Annotated in this window: 13 protein-coding genes; 4 read left to right on the top strand and 9 right to left on the bottom strand. The window is 58.5% G+C overall.

Annotation, left to right across the window (positions count from 1 at the left end):
- The first annotated feature begins 260 nt into the window (after positions 1–260).
- Together N8H71_RS06330 and N8H71_RS06325 are read left to right on the top strand one after the other, a co-directional pair.
- Positions 261–566, top strand: coding sequence for a hypothetical protein (locus tag N8H71_RS06330; RefSeq protein WP_262193327.1), 306 nt, complete (start codon positions 261–263; stop codon positions 564–566).
- A 215-nt stretch (positions 567–781) separates the two neighbouring features.
- Positions 782–1,084 (top strand): hypothetical protein, encoded by a 303-nt coding sequence (locus N8H71_RS06325; RefSeq protein ID WP_262193326.1) that lies wholly within the window; start codon positions 782–784, stop codon positions 1,082–1,084.
- Positions 1,085–1,230: 146 nt separating this feature from the next.
- Here the strand turns inward: N8H71_RS06325 and N8H71_RS06320 are convergent, their stop codons facing one another.
- The 7 genes from N8H71_RS06320 to N8H71_RS06290 all read right to left on the bottom strand — a co-directional run bounded on the left by N8H71_RS06320 (position 1,231) and on the right by N8H71_RS06290 (position 8,710).
- Positions 1,231–2,871, bottom strand: a complete 1,641-nt coding sequence (locus N8H71_RS06320) for a BatD family protein (protein WP_262193325.1) — start codon at positions 2,869–2,871, stop codon at positions 1,231–1,233.
- Positions 2,868–4,604: a tetratricopeptide repeat protein gene (locus N8H71_RS06315; RefSeq protein WP_262193324.1), complete on the bottom strand. Its 1,737-nt coding sequence runs from the start codon at positions 4,602–4,604 to the stop codon at positions 2,868–2,870. Before N8H71_RS06315 ends, N8H71_RS06320 begins: the two co-directional genes overlap by 4 nt.
- On the bottom strand, positions 4,601–5,680 hold the full coding sequence (locus N8H71_RS06310) for a vWA domain-containing protein (protein WP_262193323.1): 1,080 nt from the start codon (positions 5,678–5,680) through the stop codon (positions 4,601–4,603). Before N8H71_RS06310 ends, N8H71_RS06315 begins: the two co-directional genes overlap by 4 nt.
- Positions 5,673–6,170: a DUF4381 domain-containing protein gene (locus N8H71_RS06305; protein ID WP_262193322.1), complete on the bottom strand. Its 498-nt coding sequence runs from the start codon at positions 6,168–6,170 to the stop codon at positions 5,673–5,675. The genes N8H71_RS06310 and N8H71_RS06305 overlap by 8 nt, the downstream gene beginning before the upstream one ends.
- Positions 6,167–7,111 (bottom strand): DUF58 domain-containing protein, encoded by a 945-nt coding sequence (locus tag N8H71_RS06300; protein WP_262193321.1) that lies wholly within the window; start codon positions 7,109–7,111, stop codon positions 6,167–6,169. Before N8H71_RS06300 ends, N8H71_RS06305 begins: the two co-directional genes overlap by 4 nt.
- 5 nt (positions 7,112–7,116) lie before the next feature.
- On the bottom strand, positions 7,117–8,076 hold the full coding sequence (locus N8H71_RS06295; RefSeq protein ID WP_085690337.1) for an AAA family ATPase: 960 nt from the start codon (positions 8,074–8,076) through the stop codon (positions 7,117–7,119).
- A gap of 280 nt (positions 8,077–8,356) precedes the next feature.
- Positions 8,357–8,710 (bottom strand): hypothetical protein, encoded by a 354-nt coding sequence (locus tag N8H71_RS06290; RefSeq protein ID WP_262193320.1) that lies wholly within the window; start codon positions 8,708–8,710, stop codon positions 8,357–8,359.
- A gap of 516 nt (positions 8,711–9,226) precedes the next feature.
- Here N8H71_RS06290 and N8H71_RS06285 point away from each other — a divergent pair.
- Positions 9,227–14,113 (top strand): NAD-glutamate dehydrogenase, encoded by a 4,887-nt coding sequence (locus N8H71_RS06285; protein ID WP_262193319.1) that lies wholly within the window; start codon positions 9,227–9,229, stop codon positions 14,111–14,113.
- Positions 14,114–14,175: 62 nt separating this feature from the next.
- Here N8H71_RS06285 and N8H71_RS06280 read toward each other — a convergent pair whose 3' ends face one another.
- Positions 14,176–14,589, bottom strand: coding sequence for a hypothetical protein (locus N8H71_RS06280; RefSeq protein ID WP_262193318.1), 414 nt, complete (start codon positions 14,587–14,589; stop codon positions 14,176–14,178).
- Between the two features lie 244 nt (positions 14,590–14,833).
- Here N8H71_RS06280 and N8H71_RS06275 point away from each other — a divergent pair, with 244 nt between their 5' ends.
- Entirely contained in the window at positions 14,834–16,132 is a 1,299-nt protein-coding gene (locus tag N8H71_RS06275; protein ID WP_262193317.1) for a hypothetical protein, read from the top strand.
- Positions 16,133–16,225: 93 nt separating this feature from the next.
- Here the strand turns inward: N8H71_RS06275 and N8H71_RS06270 are convergent, their stop codons facing one another.
- Positions 16,226–16,936: an ATPase gene (locus N8H71_RS06270; protein ID WP_262193316.1), complete on the bottom strand. Its 711-nt coding sequence runs from the start codon at positions 16,934–16,936 to the stop codon at positions 16,226–16,228.
- Positions 16,937–17,161 lie beyond the last annotated feature (225 nt).

Here is a 17,161-nt window from a genome sequence, read left to right as displayed (position 1 = left end):
GTTGTGTTGATTGATCGACTTGGGCAGGATGCACTTTTCGATGAGGCTGAGTGTTCGAGAAATATCTATTTAATAGATGAAGCCGGTCGTAGTGTTTGGCAAGTCTTTTCTGACTTTGACACCCATGCAGGTCCCTTCACAAATATCATCTTTAATGAGGGGTTACTTAACATTCAAAAGGGGGCAGATTTATTTGATTAAATAAATCTGTCTCCTTTGTATAGTCCCCTTTGTATACGAAGAATTCCAGAGGTAATAGAGTGATTACGGAAGATTTAGAGATCGTGAAAAAGATTTTTCAGATGGTCGAAGGCGGAATGGTTCATGGCTATGATGCATTTCGCTACGAGGTGGAAGTGGGTGAAAGCTATATGGAAGCCGAACTGGCAGTGGAAAAGGATGGTGTCAGTGTGATAGATGCGGAAATTGATTTTGATATTTCAGATCTGTATTTTTTGGTGAAAGAACTAAAAGCCAATGCGGTTCGGCGTGGTGAGCCATGGTCGTCTTTTGTCATGTCCTATCGTGAAGGTGGGCAAGTCACAACTAAGTTTAACTATGAATGATGCAGGGATATAAGAAGCAGGTGTTTTGTTTAGGCTAAAAAAGGGGGGGCGGATTTATTTTGATCTAATAAATTTGTCCCCTTTTTAATTTAAATCTGTCCCGCTTTGTATGGTCCCGCTTTGTATGGTTCGTTGAGGCTGAGCTACACAATTGATGACAAGGTTAAAACCGTAGTGTTTAAAAATGAAGCCAATCAAATTCCGGAGATCATAAATTGATTGCTGAAGACTTCGAAATTATCAAAGAGGTTTTTGAGATCGTTGAGGCTGGAATCGTTCAAGGATATGACGCATTTCACTATCATGTCGAAGTTGGTGAAAGCCATATGGAGACAGAACTTTGTGTTGAGAAAAATGGTTCAGAAAGCTGGAGTGCGGAAGCCGATTTTGATGATTCAAAGGTCTATTTTTTGGTGGAGCGATTAAGGGCGAATGCAATCAAGCGCGGTGAGCTATGGAAGTCTTTTATTCTGTCTTATCGTGAAGGGGAGCAGGTGCGGACGAAGTTTAATTATTGAATGAGTAGAAAAGGGGGGCAGATTTATTTAATTAAATTGTCCCCTTTTTGGTCCTTAATGCTGACCTGCGATGAGGCGAGGTCAGCATTTGAAGCCCTCTTTTTGAGTCTTTTCAATTGCCGCCCTCAGCGATACTTATCGCAATCCTATTTCGGATAAAGCGGCGGCAACCCACTATCCCCAACTGGATCCTGCACCCGTTCCGCTGTCGGAATCGTCCGGATCGCCCGCCACAGATCTTCACCCTGCCAATGCAGCCCTGTCTCGCTGTAGAGCGCGCCATTCAGTCCGTCGAGCGCATCCGACAGCGGCACAAACCGCGCCGCCATATCCGCCAGGGTTTCCGGCTGCTGACGGGCCCAGGCGTCGAGGGCCTGGCGGGTGGCGTGGGGGTCGTTGGCCTGGCTGGCGCGCTTGATGTCGTCGAGCAGGGTGCGCGGGCTCGGGCCGGTTTGTGCGGCGCGCAGGATTGCCGGTTGCCAACGGGCGCGCCACCAGAGGCCGAAGCCGAGCAGGGTGGTACAGGCGAACGCGAAGGTGCTGAGTTTCCACCACCACAGTGCTTCGCTGTCAGCGCCGTAGAGCGGTTGTGTATTGCCCGCCGGGGTGTCGACTTGCAGGCTCGGGTTGTTCGCCACTTGCAGGGTGCGCGCCGGCAGGCTGGTGTGTTCCAGGTGATCTTCGAAGGTGTTCCACCAGACCACGTCCACCGTTGGCAACTCGATCGAGCCGCTGCGACTGGGCACCAACGCTTCGCGCTCCTCACGAATGCCGATCAGGCCGCGGTCGCTGCTCTGATTGTTCAGCACCGGTTGATCCGGATAGCGACGCAGGCCGTTGGCTTCGGTGGCGGGCAGGGCAGGCAGTTGCGAGCTGGCCAGGCCTTCGACCTTGAGGGTCAGGCTGCGGGTCAGGGAATCGCCGACCTGAGTGTGCTCCGGCTCCGGGTTCCAGCTTTCGCTCAGGGTCAGGCTGCGGGCCGGCAGCCAGGGCGCATCGCTGGGATAGGTCATCGGTTTGGGTTTGACCGTCAGCGACGTCGCTGCGGAGCTGACCCGCATCAGTTTGCCGGGTTTCGGTCCCTGCGCTGTGGCGTCCTGCGCAGGCTGGGTGTCGACCAGCGTTGCGCTGAACGTCTGCGGGGCGATGGTCAGCAAACCGCTTTGCTGCGGATAGATCGCGTAGCGCATCTCGATCACGCCATGGCGCACACCGTTGATGTCTTTTTCGTAGGTGCGCATGTCGCCCAGTTGTTCGATACGGGCATCGGCGATCTGCAACGGTGTCAGGCTGCTGTCGTCGTACAGCGACACCGAATGGTAGATGCGCAAAGTCAGGATGGCCTGGGCCTGTACGTACACGCTGGTCTGGTCGAGGCTGGCTTCGATGAACACCGGTTCACCGGCGCTTTTTTCTTCACGGGTATCGCTCTCGACCACCTGTACGGTGATCGGCTGGCTCTCGACTTCACCCAGTTTCAGCGGCGGGATTTCCACGCTTCCGTTCTGTTTCGGCAGCAGGGTGATGATCCAGCGAGTAGTCGCGCGGTTGTCACCGTTGAGCGTATTCAACTGGTTGACCTGACGTGTGCCGCGCACCTCGAATAGCGGCTCCAGCGGGCTCAGATCCGGTTTGCCAAACTGCGTGACATCGTTGGATTCGAGGGTGAGTTCGACCGTCTCGCCGGAGTTCAGGCGACTGCGATCCACACTGGCTGTCAGCTCGGCCGCCTGGGCGGTGGCCGTGCAGATCAGCAGGGGCAGCAAGAGAGCGGTGAAACGGGTCATCGAATGTTTTCCTGATCCTGATGTTGTTGCTGTTCGTACCAGAATTTGCGTCGCAACAGTTCGCCCGGATCGTCCGGGATTTTGCCCAGCCATTGTTCCAGCGCCTGTCGTTGCTCGCCTTCGAGGTTGCTTTCGTCAGGGTGCAACTGGGGCTCTGTGTTCTGTTCCTTGTCCGCGTCGCTGTCCGGCAATTCGTTCGCACCCGGTAACGGCGGGGTGGTGGGCGGTGGTTCGCCGGGCGACTCTTGCGCTTGCGTTTCGCTGTGGGTCTCGCTTTTGACGGCGGGCGGCGGAGCCGTCGGGGGCGGTGGTTCGTCGCCCGGCAGGTTCTGCTGCGCCGGCTTGTTATCCGGTTCAACTGGCGGCGGGGCGTTTTTCTGTTTCAGCAGGTTTTCCAGCAACGCCTTGTTGGTCTGCGCGGGGCGCAAATCCGGTTGCAGTTCCAGCGCCTGCTCATAAGCATCGATCGCCGCTTCCAGCTCACCGCTTTTCGCCAGGGCATTGCCGCGATTGTAATGGGCGCGGGCATCGCTACCTTCGGCAAAGCGCTGGGCGGCGCCACTGTAGTCGCCGGCCTCGTACAACGCCACCCCCTGCCATTGGTGATCGTCAAAATGTCGTGCAGCTTCAGCCGGGCGCTTCTGCTTGAGCAGATGCAGGCCCTGTTGATCCGGACGCAACCACAAGTCCTCAAAATCAAAAGCGTAGCCGGGTTGCGGCAGGCACAGCAGCAAGGGCAGGCAGAACAACCAGCCGCGGCGCCCGGCGCACGCGGCAAGCAACAACAATGGCAACAGCAGCCAGTAACCCTGATCGGCCCACGTATCCAGACGCACGGTCTGGCCGTCGTCGCGCAGGCTGCGCGGACCGTTGAGCAAGCCGAGGGCGCCGAGATCGCCTTCGTCCAGGCGGGCAGGGTGGTATTCGCCACCGACGCTGTTGAGAAACGTTGCCAGGCCCGGACTGTCGAGTTGCGGTACGCGAATCGCGCCTTGCTCGTCCTTGAGGAAACTGCCGTCCTCTTGGGCAATCGGCGCACCTTCGGCGGTGCCGACGCCGAGCATCAACAGTTGTGCCGATTGGCCGCCAAGTGCGCGGCGAATGCCTTGGCGCTCCATTTCGTCAAGCGAGGAGCCGATCAGCAGAATCCGGCCCTGACCGAGCGCACCCTGTTTCAGCAGGGCCAGCGCTTTGCCGACCGCCAGGTCGGCACGATGGCCACTTTCCGGCATCAGCGACGGTTTCAGCGCATCGAGCAAATTGCGGCTGGTCGCCAGGTCATCCGACAGCGGCACCAGCGTGTGGGCGCTGCCGGCGTAGACGACGATGGCGGTTTGCGCATCGCTGCGCGCCTGCAACAGATCGAACAGTTTGCGCCGGGCCTGTTCCAGTCGCGTCGGCGGCGAGTCGGTGGCGAGCATCTCCGGGGTCAGCTCCAGCACCACCACTAATGGATCGGCAGGTTTCTGGCTGGTCTGTTCAACCCGCTCCCAGCTCGGCCCGAGCAGCGCCAGAATCGTCAGCAGCCAGGCCACGCTCAGGGCGACCCACGGCAACTTGCTGTCGCGACCGCTGCCGCCACTGAGCAACGTGGCATGGAAGGCCGGAGGCAAAATCATCTGCCAGCGCCCGGCACGTTTCTGCCGGTGCCAGAGCTGCCAGATCAGCCAGCCGAGCACCGGCAGCAGCAGAAGCCACCAGGGGCGGAACCAGTGCGGCCACAGGGCGATCATCGACGCCTCCGCAAGCGCAGTCGCTTCAGGCGGTCGCGCCAGTCAGGCAGGGGGCTTTGCAGGTACAGCTCATTGGTGAACAGTCGTTGCAGCGGGTTGTCGGGCCATAACACGCGGGCCACCAGCAGCAGGCTCAGCAGCAGGGCGAACGCCAGTGGCCACTGATACAACGCCTGTGCCGGGCGCGCCTGGGTGGGTTGTTGTGTCACGGGTTCGAGCTGGTCGAGTGTGTCCTTGATCGCCTGCAGTTCCTTGCCATCGCGGGCACGGAAATAGCGGCCGCCGGTGACGTCGGCAATAGCCTTGAGCGCCGGTTCGTCGAGATCCAGGGTCGGATTGGTGCCGAGCAGCGCCGTGGTGCCGCTTTCTTCGGGATCGGCGCCGATACCGATCGGATAAATTTTCACGCCCTCGCTGGCAGCCAGTCGGGCGGCCGTCAACGGGTCGATCTCGCCGCCATTGTTAGCGCCATCGGTGACCAGAATCAGCACCCGGCTCTGGGCCGGACGCATGCGCAGGCGCTTCAGAGCCAGGCCGATGGCGTCGCCGATGGCGGTGTTCTTGCCGGCGATGCCGATCCGCGCTTCATCAAGCCAGACCCGAACGGTGCGTCGGTCAAACGTCAGCGGCGCTTGCAGGTAAGCCTGACTGCCAAACAGGATCAGGCCAACGCGGTCGCCATCGCGACTTTCGAGAAAATCACCAAGCAAATGCTGAACCAGCGACAGGCGACTGACGTCTTCGTCGTTCCATTGCATGTCCGGGAAATCCATCGAGCCGGACACGTCCACGGCCACCAGCAGATCACGACCGCTGGCGGCAATCGGCAGCGGTTCACCGAGCCATTGCGGGCGCGCAGCCGCGATCAGCAGAAACAGCCACAACAACAGGAACGGCGCCTGCTGTCGCCAGGCCGGCAGATTGGCGCGGGCGCGACGTCGGGCCAGGCCTTCCAGATCCGCCAGAAAACTCACCTTCAGCGCCGGTTCGCCGCTGTCAGCCACCGGCAGCACAAGACGCATCAGCCACGGCAGCGGCAACAGCAGAAAAATCCACGGCCAGGCGAACTCAAACATGTTTGCGGATCCAGGTGTCGACTGCCTGGGTCAGGCCGGCGATGGCTTTGTCGTCGAGTTTGCACTCGGGTTTGTAGGCACCTTCGACGAGCACCATCCAGCGGGTCAGGCCGGCGGCGGGGCAACGGTTGTCGAGAAATGCCAGCCATTTGCGGCCGTTGAGGGTATGGCTCTGGCTGTAGGGATAGTGGTTGCGGCACAGGCGCTTGAGCAGGCCGTTGAGCTGCTGCAGCCAGGCCCCGGCCGGGGCGCCGTCGTAGGGTTTGGGCATCTGCGCCAGTTCGGCGAGTGCGGCGATGCGCACCGGGTCGAGCGGCAGTTCGGCGCGCACGATCGGTTTCTTCTTGATCGGAATAAAGCGCCGCAAGCGCCAGGCCACGAAGCCGAGCACCGGCAACAGCAAAAGCAGCAGCCACCAGCCCGGCGCCGGCGGCCAGAAGGGAATCGGTGGAGGGGAGATCAACGGTTGCAGTTGTTCGAGGCCGTTCATCGACCTTTCCCCGGGCGTTGCGGGTTAAGGAACTCGCGCATTTGTTCGACCATTTCGCTCTGGGTACTCAGCGGCATCAGCAGCACGCGCAGCTTCTGCGCGAGCAATTCCCAGCGGGCGATGCGCGCTTCGGCCTGGGCGCGGTAGGTCTGGCGCAGATCGAAATTAAGGGTGTCGAGTTCCAGCTGCGCGCCGCGCTCGGCGAATCTCAGCAGCCCGGCGGCAGGCAAGGCGTGATCGAGCGGATCGGACAGCGGCAGCATCAGCAGATCGCAATGACGCGACAGCAGGCTCAACTGTTGCTCGGCGCTGTCGGACAGTGCGCGTTCGTCGCAGATCACGATCACCAGACTGCCCGGTCGCAGTACTTCGCGGGCCCGGCGCAGCGCTACGCCAAACGCATCGCGATCCGGCTCCCGCTCGCTGTGCAGCGACTGATTGACCTTCACCAGCCGGTTGAGCAGTTGCAACAGGCTCTGCTTGCTGCGGCGCGGTTTGATTTCGTAATGCTCGTTGTCGCCGAACACCAGCCCGCCGACCCGGTCGTTGTGACCGAGCGCCGCCCAGCCGATCAGCGCAGCCACCTGCGCCGCCAATACCGATTTGAACATCAGCCCGGAGCCGAAGAACAGCCGCGTGCTTTGCTCGACCATGATGAAAATCGGCCGTTCGCGTTCTTCATGAAACAGTTTTGTGTGGGGTTCCTGAGTGCGCGCGGTGACGCGCCAGTCGATGGTGCGCACGTCGTCACCAGCCTGATAGACCCGCACCTGATCGAAGTCGACACCACGCCCGCGAAACTTGGAGTGATGCAGGCCGATCAGCGGGCTGCGCTGGCTCGGCGTGGAAAACAGCTGCACTTCGCGCACACGGTGACGCATCTCGATCAGCTCGGCGAGGCTGATGCGGATACCGGGTTCGGATGACAAAGAGGCGTTCATCGGGGTCAAGCGACGGCTACGACGTCGAGAATCCGTTGCACCACCCGATCCTGATCGATACCAGCGGCTTCGGCTTCAAACGACAGAATGATGCGGTGACGTAGCACGTCGAAAAGCACCGCCTGGATATCTTCCGGGCTGACGAAGTCGCGACCGGCCAGCCAGGCGTGGGCACGGGCGCAGCGGTCGAGGGCGATGGAGCCACGCGGGCTGGCGCCGTAGGCGATCCATTCGGCCATTTCCGGGTCGAACTTGGCCGGGTTGCGCGTGGCCATGACCAATTGCACGAGGTATTCCTCCACGGCGTCCGCCATGTACAGGCCGAGGATTTCCTTGCGCGCGGCGAAGATTGCTTGCTGGCTGACCCGGCGTTCGGGCTTGGTTTCGCCATTCAGCGCTTCACCACGGGCCTGTTGCAGGATGCGGCGTTCGACGGCAGCGTCCGGGAAACCGATTTTCACGTGCATCAGGAACCGGTCGAGTTGCGCTTCCGGCAGCGGATAGGTGCCTTCCTGCTCGATCGGGTTCTGCGTGGCCATCACCAGAAACAGCGGCGACAGCTCATACGTGCTGCGTCCGACACTGACCTGACGTTCGGCCATGGCTTCGAGCAAGGCTGATTGCACCTTGGCCGGGGCACGGTTGATTTCGTCCGCCAGCACCAGGTTGTGGAAGATCGGGCCTTGCTGGAACACGAAGCTGCCGGTTTCCGGGCGATAGATCTCGGTGCCGGTGATGTCGGCCGGCAGCAGGTCAGGGGTGAACTGGATGCGATGGAACTGGGCTTCGATGCCCTCGGCGAGCTCTTTGATCGCTTTGGTCTTGGCCAGGCCCGGAGCGCCCTCGACCAGCAAGTGGCCGTCGGCGAGCAGGGCGATGAGCAAACGCTCGATGAGTTTTTCCTGGCCGAGAATCTGCGTTGAAAGAAAGGTTCGCAGCGCCAGCAGCGCTTCACGATGTTCCATCGATGACTGTTCCTGGAAAGGGTGGCCACAGGCGTTCGGATAACGCCGGGGCTGGGGGCGTTACTTTAATCCATCGCAGGGGGTGGCGACTAACGGCATTTTGCGCAAAGTGCGGGAAATGACCGGGGCAATTGTTGGAATTTTGTAGGGCGGGGGAAGTGCGCTGTTCTTTCGGGCCCTTTCGCGAGCAAGCTCGCTCCCACAATGAACCATGTTCTCCTGACAGAACGCGGTCACTGTGGGAGCGAGCTTGCTCGCGAAGGGGCCAGTGCCGACACCATCAAATCTGGCTGATGTAAGTGCCAGTACCATCAAGAATGTTCTTCAGGGTTTCCTCGACCTCGGCCAGATCCACCATGTCCGGATTGAAGGTGATTTCCAGCACATCATCGCCATTCAGCGCATCGGCATCCGCCGCGCCGATTTCGATCTTCAACAGGGTTTTGCTCAGGGTGACCTTGACGCCATCAAGGGTCGACGGCTCGCCATCCAGCGTGATCTCCAGCTCGTCCTCGTCCGGGTAGCGGCTCATCAGAAACATTTCGCCCTTGTCGCTGTGGCAGCAGAGCATGGCCATGTTGTCTTCTTCGTCGTCGCACGGGTTGACGATCAAAAGGGCGGTGGTCATTTGCATGGGGAATTCCTGCCTCGGCGGGCTTGTTGGTCGCAATTGGGCGCGATTCTGCCAGCCCCCGGGAATTTCTGCATGTGAGAGTGTCAGAGGATGTGTCGTGAACGCGACACAGGTCAATGGTCATTCCTGGCACGCATGTACCGTAAAAACGGGGATTCAGACCGGCATTCTGCCCCATGAATGCTAGTGTTTATCGATGCGCAAGCCTTCGTTTACGTGCCAATGACCGAATATGTCGCAGCACCGCAAGCAGACACATTGTCGCAGCCATTAAGCTGCGCAACGGATGGGCACCCGTAAAGGCATTGCCGCAGGCCCCGAAGCGGCCCCCGGCAGTCGTTTTTGCAGATGCCCATTCATGGAAGGTGAATGTGACCCGAGTGTCTCGTCCAGCTTCACCCACCTGTCACCCTGTTTCCTCTGCCCGAGATTCAGGAACAGGGCGACAGGACGCCCCGAAAGGGGTTTTGCATGCGACGCTTTCCATCAATAACAAGCCCAAGCGGAGTACCACAGATGGCGTTCTTCACCGCAGCCAGCAAAGCCGACTTCCAGCACCAACTGCAAGCGGCACTGGCGCAGCACATCAGTGAACAGGCACTGCCACAAGTGGCGCTGTTCGCTGAACAATTCTTCGGCATCATTTCCCTGGACGAGCTGACCCAACGTCGCCTCTCCGACCTCGCTGGCTGTACTCTTTCTGCGTGGCGCCTGCTTGAGCGCTTCGATCACGCGCAACCGCAAGTGCGCGTCTACAACCCCGATTACGAACGTCACGGCTGGCAGTCGACCCACACCGCGGTCGAAGTGCTGCACCATGACTTGCCGTTCCTGGTGGACTCGGTGCGTACCGAGCTGAACCGCCGCGGCTACAGCATCCACACCCTGCAGACCACAGTCCTGAGTGTGCGTCGTAACGACAAGGGCGAGTTGCTGGAAATCCTGCCAAAAGGTTCGACCGGCGAAGGTGTGCAACACGAATCGCTGATGTACCTGGAAATCGACCGCTGCGCCAACGCGGCCGAACTGAATGTGCTGAGCAAGGAACTGGAACAGGTTCTGGGTGAGGTCCGCGTCGCGGTCGCCGATTTCGAGCCGATGAAGGCCAAGGTGCAGGAAATCCTCACCAGGCTCGATAACAGCGCATTTGCCGTCGATGCCGACGAGAAGACCGAAATCAAGAGCTTCCTGGAATGGCTGGTGGGCAACCACTTCACCTTCCTCGGTTACGAAGAGTTCACCGTTGTCGATCAGGCCGACGGCGGCCACATCGAATACGATCAGAACTCGTTCCTCGGCCTGACCAAATTGCTGCGCACCGGTCTGACCAACGAAGACCGTCATATCGAAGACTACGCAGTGAACTACCTGCGTGAGCCGACACTGCTGTCGTTCGCCAAAGCCGCACACCCGAGCCGCGTACACCGCCCGGCGTATCCGGATTACGTGTCGATCCGCGAAATCGATGCCGACGGCAAAGTCATCAAGGAACACCGCTTCATGGGCCTGTACACCTCGTCGGTGTATGGCGAAAGCGTGCGGGTCATCCCGTTCATCCGCCGCAAGGTCGAAGAAATCGAGCGCCGTTCCGGCTTCCAGTCCAAGGCTCACCTGGGCAAGGAACTGGCCCAGGTTCTGGAAGTGCTGCCGCGTGACGACCTGTTCCAGACGCCGGTCGACGAACTGTTCAGCACCGTGATGTCGATCGTGCAGATCCAGGAGCGCAACAAGATCCGCGTGTTCCTGCGCAAAGACCCGTACGGTCGTTTCTGCTACTGCCTGGCCTATGTGCCGCGCGACATCTATTCCACCGAAGTCCGCCAGAAGATTCAGCAAGTGCTGATGGAGCGTCTGAAGGCTTCCGACTGCGAATTCTGGACGTTCTTCTCCGAGTCCGTGCTGGCCCGCGTGCAGCTGATCCTGCGTGTAGACCCGAAAAACCGCATCGACATCGACCCGCTGCAACTGGAAAACGAAGTCATCCAGGCCTGCCGCAGCTGGCAGGACGACTACGCCGCACTGACTGTCGAAACTTTCGGCGAAGCCAACGGCACCAACGTGCTGGCGGACTTCCCGAAAGGCTTCCCGGCGGGCTACCGCGAGCGTTTCGCCGCGCATTCGGCCGTGGTCGACATGCAGCACCTGCTGAACCTGAGCGAGAAGAAGCCGCTGGCCATGAGCTTCTACCAGCCGCTGGCCTCCGGCCCGCGCGAGCTGCACTGCAAGCTGTATCACGCCGATACCCCGCTGGCCCTGTCCGACGTACTGCCGATCCTGGAAAACCTCGGCCTGCGCGTGCTGGGTGAATTCCCGTACCGTCTGCGTCACACCAACGGTCGCGAGTTCTGGATCCACGACTTCGCGTTCACTGCCGCCGAAGGCATGGACCTGGATATCCAGCAGCTCAATGACACCCTGCAGGACGCGTTCGTCCACATCGTGCGCGGCGATGCCGAGAACGATGCGTTCAACCGTCTGGTGCTGACCGCCGGCCTGCCATGGCGCGACGTCGCACTGCTGCGTGCCTACGCTCGCTACCTGAAGCAGATCCGCCTGGGCTTCGACCTCGGCTACATCGCCAGCACCCTGAACAACCACACCGACATCGCTCGCGAACTGACCCGGTTGTTCAAGACCCGTTTCTACCTGGCCCGCAAGCTTGGCAGCGATGATCTGGACGACAAGCAACAGCGTCTGGAACAGGCGATCCTGACCGCGCTGGATGACGTTCAAGTCCTCAACGAAGACCGCATCCTGCGTCGTTACCTGGACCTGATCAAAGCGACCCTGCGCACCAACTTCTACCAGACCGACGCCAACGGCCAGAACAAGTCGTACTTCAGCTTCAAGTTCAATCCGCACGCGATTCCTGAGCTGCCGAAGCCGGTTCCGAAGTTCGAGATCTTCGTCTACTCGCCACGCGTCGAAGGCGTGCACCTGCGCTTCGGCAACGTTGCTCGTGGTGGTCTGCGCTGGTCCGACCGTGAAGAAGACTTCCGTACCGAAGTCCTCGGCCTGGTAAAAGCCCAGCAAGTGAAGAACTCGGTCATCGTGCCGGTGGGTGCGAAGGGCGGCTTCCTGCCGCGTCGCCTGCCACTGGGCGGCAGCCGTGACGAGATCGCGGCCGAGGGCGTTGCCTGCTACCGCATCTTCATCTCGGGTCTGCTGGACATCACCGACAACCTGAAGGACGGCAAACTGGTGCCGCCGGCCAACGTCGTGCGTCATGACGACGATGACCCGTACCTGGTGGTCGCGGCGGACAAGGGCACTGCAACCTTCTCCGACATCGCCAACGGCATCGCCATCGACTACGGCTTCTGGCTGGGTGACGCGTTCGCGTCCGGTGGTTCGGCAGGTTACGACCACAAGAAAATGGGCATCACCGCCAAGGGCGCGTGGGTTGGCGTACAGCGCCACTTCCGCGAGCGCGGCATTAACGTCCAGGAAGACAGCATCACGGTGGTCGGCGTGGGCGACATGGCCGGTGACGTGTTCGGTAACGGCCTGTTGATGTCCGACAAGCTGCAACTGGTTGCCGCGTTCAACCACATGCACATCTTCATCGACCCGAACCCGAACCCGGCCACCAGTTTCGTCGAGCGTCAGCGCATGTTCGACCTGCCGCGTTCGGCCTGGTCCGACTACGACACCAGCATCATGTCCGAAGGCGGCGGCATCTTCTCGCGCAGCGCGAAGAGCATCGCCATCTCGCCACAGATGAAAGAGCGCTTCGACATTCAGGCCGACAAGCTGACCCCGACCGAACTGCTGAACGCCTTGCTCAAGGCGCCGGTGGATCTGCTGTGGAACGGCGGTATCGGTACTTACGTCAAAGCCAGCACCGAAAGCCACGCCGATGTCGGCGACAAGGCCAACGATGCACTGCGCGTGAACGGCAACGAACTGCGCTGCAAAGTGGTGGGCGAGGGCGGTAACCTCGGCATGACCCAACTGGGTCGTGTGGAATTCGGTCTCAATGGCGGCGGTTCCAACACCGACTTCATCGACAACGCCGGTGGCGTGGACTGCTCCGACCACGAAGTAAACATCAAGATCCTGCTGAACGAAGTGGTTCAGGCTGGCGATATGACCGGCAAGCAACGCGATCAGTTGCTGGCAAGCATGACCGACGAAGTCGGTGGTCTGGTGCTGGGCAACAACTACAAGCAGACTCAGGCCCTGTCCCTGGCGGCCCGCCGTGCCTACGCACGCATCGCTGAGTACAAGCGTCTGATGAGCGATCTGGAAGGTCGTGGCAAGCTGGATCGTGCCATCGAGTACCTGCCGACCGAAGAGCAACTGGCCGAACGCGTTGCCGAAGGCCATGGCCTGACCCGTCCGGAGCTGTCGGTGCTGATCTCGTACAGCAAGATCGACCTCAAGCAGCAACTGCTGGACTCGCTGGTGCCGGACGACGACTACCTGACCCGCGACATGGAAACCGCGTTCCCGCCGACCCTGGTCAGCAAGTTCGCCGAAGCCATGCGCCGTCACCGTCTGAAGCGCGAAATCGTCAGCACCCAGATCGCCAACGATCTGGTCAACCACATGGGCATCACCTTCGTTCAACGACTCAAAGAGTCCACCGGCATGACCCCGGCGAACGTGGCGGGCGCTTATGTGATCGTGCGCGACATCTTCCACCTCCCGCACTGGTTCCGTCAGATCGAAGCGCTGGATTACCAGGTCTCTGCTGACGTGCAACTGGAGCTGATGGACGAGCTGATGCGTCTGGGCCGTCGCGCTACGCGCTGGTTCCTGCGTGCCCGCCGCAACGAGCAGAACGCTGCCCGTGACGTCGCGCATTTCGGTCCGCACCTGAAAGAGCTGGGCCTGAAGCTGGACGAGCTGCTGAGCGGCGAAATCCGCGAAAACTGGCAAGAGCGTTATCAGGCGTACGTCGCCGCCGGTGTTCCGGAGCTGCTGGCGCGTATGGTGGCGGGTACAACCCACCTCTACACGCTGCTGCCGATCATCGAAGCGGCCGACGTGACCGGTCAGGATCCAGCCGAAGTGGCCAAGGCGTACTTCGCCGTGGGCAGCGCGCTGGACATCACCTGGTACATCTCGCAGATCAGCGCCTTGCCGGTTGAAAACAACTGGCAAGCCCTGGCCCGCGAAGCGTTCCGCGACGACGTCGACTGGCAGCAACGCGCGATCACCATCGCCGTTCTGCAAGCAGGCGGCGGTGATTCGGACGTGGAAACCCGTCTGGCACTGTGGATGAAGCAGAACGACGCCATGATCGAACGCTGGCGCGCGATGCTGGTGGAGATCCGTGCCGCCAGCGGCACCGACTACGCCATGTACGCGGTGGCCAACCGCGAGCTGAACGACGTGGCGCTCAGTGGTCAGGCGGTCGTGCCTGCTGCGGCGACTGCGGAGCTTGAGCTTGCTTGAGTAGCCGTTGAATGAAAAAGCCCCGCTCTCGAAAGAGGCGGGGCTTTTTTATTGAACCGCGACTATCGTTTCAAATCGAACGCACCTTTCAAACTTGTCGAGGGTTCTTGAGCCCCGTTTTTTTTAACAATGAGATCAAAATTTCCTTTAACTGCGTCGCGTCCTGAAAGTGACGTGTAATCGAAAGTCAATGTCCCGTCAGTCACGTCGTAGGTCGTTTGGTTTCCTGTGGAGTGATCAGTCAAGATGAACACTGGTGAATTTATTTCGTTGTGTGAATATTTATTTTGTCCAATTTGTGGGTGAGTTTTCATCACAAACTGTAATTGAGTGTGGTGAGGATTTTCTGTTTTGCCGCATCCAATGGCAAAGTGGGGAATGATATTTTCAATGAATTTTTTGTCCGGAACAAAATCCGTCGTGTCTAATTTGACACTGAACGTTCCTGTTGCGTTTTTCGGATCGATGATATTCATGTTTACTGGTTCCTGGTTTTTACAAGGGTTGGAAATCTTTCTCCGTGCATCAAAACTGCCAGGTCATCAATAAAGTCAGCAGGTGGGGTCGTCAACTGTCAAAATTGACAGTTGACATTTAAAGTGGATTGAAAATGTGCCATTCGTCGGTACTGTCAGTTCTGTCAGTAGGCACGCGTTAAGGATACGGTTGAAGCTGGGGGAGTCGTAAAACAACCGCTTACGTTTTCAAGGGAGTGAACTTATGAATGCTCAAAGCTTTGCGCCTGGTCCACTGGATCCTGCTTTTGGCCAGAACGGTTGGACTGATGTACCTAATAGTCTTGGTGCAACGGCTATCGGTGTGTCATCCATTGCCCAGGATACGAACGGAAATACCTATTATGGATGCACCGCATTGTTAACCAGTACGTGGGAGTTCGGATGTTTTTGTTTGACTCCGAATGGAAGTCTGGTGACGAAATTTGGAAACGGCGGATTTGCTTCGGGTCAGTTTTCCAGTATTGGCGGGAGAGATCACTCCCGTGTCGAGAGTATTCTGTTACAACCCGTTCAAGGTGTTCTTCATATTCTGTTGGCAGGTGAGTACAAAGTTCCAGATGTCTCTGCGCCGAAGTTGGCAGTGGCCCGACTTGATAGTAATGGCGATCTTGATCTCCGGTTCGGAAATAAAGGGACGATTGTGCATGACTTACCTGCATCGCCAGCAGGAAGGGGGAGCGTGCGCCCGCCAAGTGCGCGTAAGTCAAGTAGTGAAAGTGCTGGAGTTCAAGCGATCGTGCTGCCAGATGAAAAGGTCTTGCTCGTTTATCGATCCGGGAATGTTTCTTACGTTGTGCGGCTGGAGCCGGATGGTGCGCTGGATACGAAGTTCAATGGTGTTGGCTATATTGAAGTTCAGGAAACAGGTGGAGAGTTGGCGTTGACGAGTGTCATGCAGACTACGGACGGTCGTTATTTGTGTGCCGGGGAGGTGTGGGACTCAGCGGGTGTAGGCCACGCCTTGTTTGTCAAGTTCGATCAAGCTGGAAAACCCGACAACTCCTTTGCGGTCAGCGGTCGACTTGTGGTCAGCGATCCGAATGGCAGAAATTTTGCTGTTTCTCATCTTGCTCAACAAGGCAATAACCGTATTTTTGCAACGGGTGGCAGCTTCGACGGGACATCCCTTCGCGCCTTGATGTTAAGTCTCGAATCGGACGGCAAGTTTAATATTCAGTTCAATTCAGGCAAGCCTCAGGAGTACCAGGTAAATTTCGGCAATACGGACGCGCATGCTGGATACATGCAGCCTGATGGAAAGCTTTTGGTTGCCGGCTCCGTAGACAGTAGTTCAGGTAATGAGCTCAATGCAGTGTTCCTGCGCTTTCTGCCAAACGGGTCACTCGATAAGAGCCTTGGGGGGGACGGGGTATTGCAATATACAGATAGCAGTCATGGTTCTTTTGCTACATTTTTTATGCCTGGCAAGGTGTTGTTTCATAACTATTCGAGCTATGCAACAAACCGTATAAACAAGATCTGGAGCGGGTTGATCGCTTGAGGTTTTTCAATTTCGGTTGAATGAAGCCCCCGCCTCAAGAGGAGGCGGGGGGCTCAAGGTAGTCAAGATTTCGCTTGTGCCTATTCAGGAACCTTACATTGTATTTACTGTTTTACTGTGCTCCATCGAAATGCTCACAGAATCGCTGGATACCAATTCGTTCAGCGACTGGTCAAACTTCTGCAGCGCCCGGACTTGCACATTCTGTTGTTCATTAATATCTGCCACGATATCTTCCGAACGTTTGTAATCTGCCCATAACGGACTCAAGGCTCTGGCGTCCGTCCCCTTGGCCGTACCGATATAGTTGAACTTCCCGTCATAAAAATCCGCACTCACATCCGCCTTGATGTCCGAACTGCGCGAGGTAATCAACTGGCTGTGAGTATCAACGATTGCCACCACGTCCGGATTGGCTGCACGCAAGCTCTGCATGTCCGGGTACACCGTCACCGAGCCGAACTGGCGTTGCAGCGAGGCTTTCACCCAATCCACCGCCATGTCCGGTTTCGAGGTGGCGACGTAGGCGTCGTGGATCGGCTGCACCAATAAACTCTGGCCGAAACCGGTGCCGGCGTTGGCCTGATACTCGCGCAGGTATTCGCGGTTGGTCTGGGTGCTCGGGCTGTAGACCACGCCCAGCGAGACACCGGGGCCGCTTTTGACCTGAGTGGCGCTGCTGCGGCCGACCGGTTGGGTGAGCAGCGTGTCGAGGGAGGAAACCGCTTTTGGAGCGGTAGGAACGGAGCAGGCTGACAACGCTAAAACCGATATCGCCAAAGTACTGGCAAAGGCAAGTTTCATGGTGAGTCTCCCGTGAAGCAACTTCAGTCGGAAAGTCAGAGGTGTCGGGGTTGATTAAATGGAACCGGCGACAGTTGCCTCAGACTACTCCCGCCAAACTGAAAACAACCTGACAATTTGCTGAATGACTGTCATGCAATAGTTTTATTGGCTGTAAGCATCTTTGATTAATTGCCGCGAGCAATAAAAAAGGCACAAATCAGTCATTTGCGCCTTTTATTTATG

It is taken from the genome of Pseudomonas koreensis (genome assembly GCF_025447595.1).
GTDB lineage: Bacteria > Pseudomonadota > Gammaproteobacteria > Pseudomonadales > Pseudomonadaceae > Aquipseudomonas > Aquipseudomonas koreensis_H.
This window is presented reverse-complemented; position numbering and strand designations above follow the sequence as displayed.

Coding starts and splice junctions, on each gene's coding strand:
- N8H71_RS06320 (WP_262193325.1), bottom strand. CDS start 2,871: ATGACCCGTTTCACCGCTCTCTTGCTGCCCCTGCTGATCTGCACGGCC.
- N8H71_RS06315 (WP_262193324.1), bottom strand. CDS start 4,604: ATGATCGCCCTGTGGCCGCACTGGTTCCGCCCCTGGTGGCTTCTGCTG.
- N8H71_RS06310 (WP_262193323.1), bottom strand. CDS start 5,680: ATGTTTGAGTTCGCCTGGCCGTGGATTTTTCTGCTGTTGCCGCTGCCG.
- N8H71_RS06305 (WP_262193322.1), bottom strand. CDS start 6,170: ATGAACGGCCTCGAACAACTGCAACCGTTGATCTCCCCTCCACCGATT.
- N8H71_RS06300 (WP_262193321.1), bottom strand. CDS start 7,111: ATGAACGCCTCTTTGTCATCCGAACCCGGTATCCGCATCAGCCTCGCC.
- N8H71_RS06295 (WP_085690337.1), bottom strand. CDS start 8,076: ATGGAACATCGTGAAGCGCTGCTGGCGCTGCGAACCTTTCTTTCAACG.
- N8H71_RS06290 (WP_262193320.1), bottom strand. CDS start 8,710: ATGCAAATGACCACCGCCCTTTTGATCGTCAACCCGTGCGACGACGAA.
- N8H71_RS06285 (WP_262193319.1), top strand. CDS start 9,227: ATGGCGTTCTTCACCGCAGCCAGCAAAGCCGACTTCCAGCACCAACTG.
- N8H71_RS06280 (WP_262193318.1), bottom strand. CDS start 14,589: ATGAATATCATCGATCCGAAAAACGCAACAGGAACGTTCAGTGTCAAA.
- N8H71_RS06275 (WP_262193317.1), top strand. CDS start 14,834: ATGAATGCTCAAAGCTTTGCGCCTGGTCCACTGGATCCTGCTTTTGGC.
- N8H71_RS06270 (WP_262193316.1), bottom strand. CDS start 16,936: ATGAAACTTGCCTTTGCCAGTACTTTGGCGATATCGGTTTTAGCGTTG.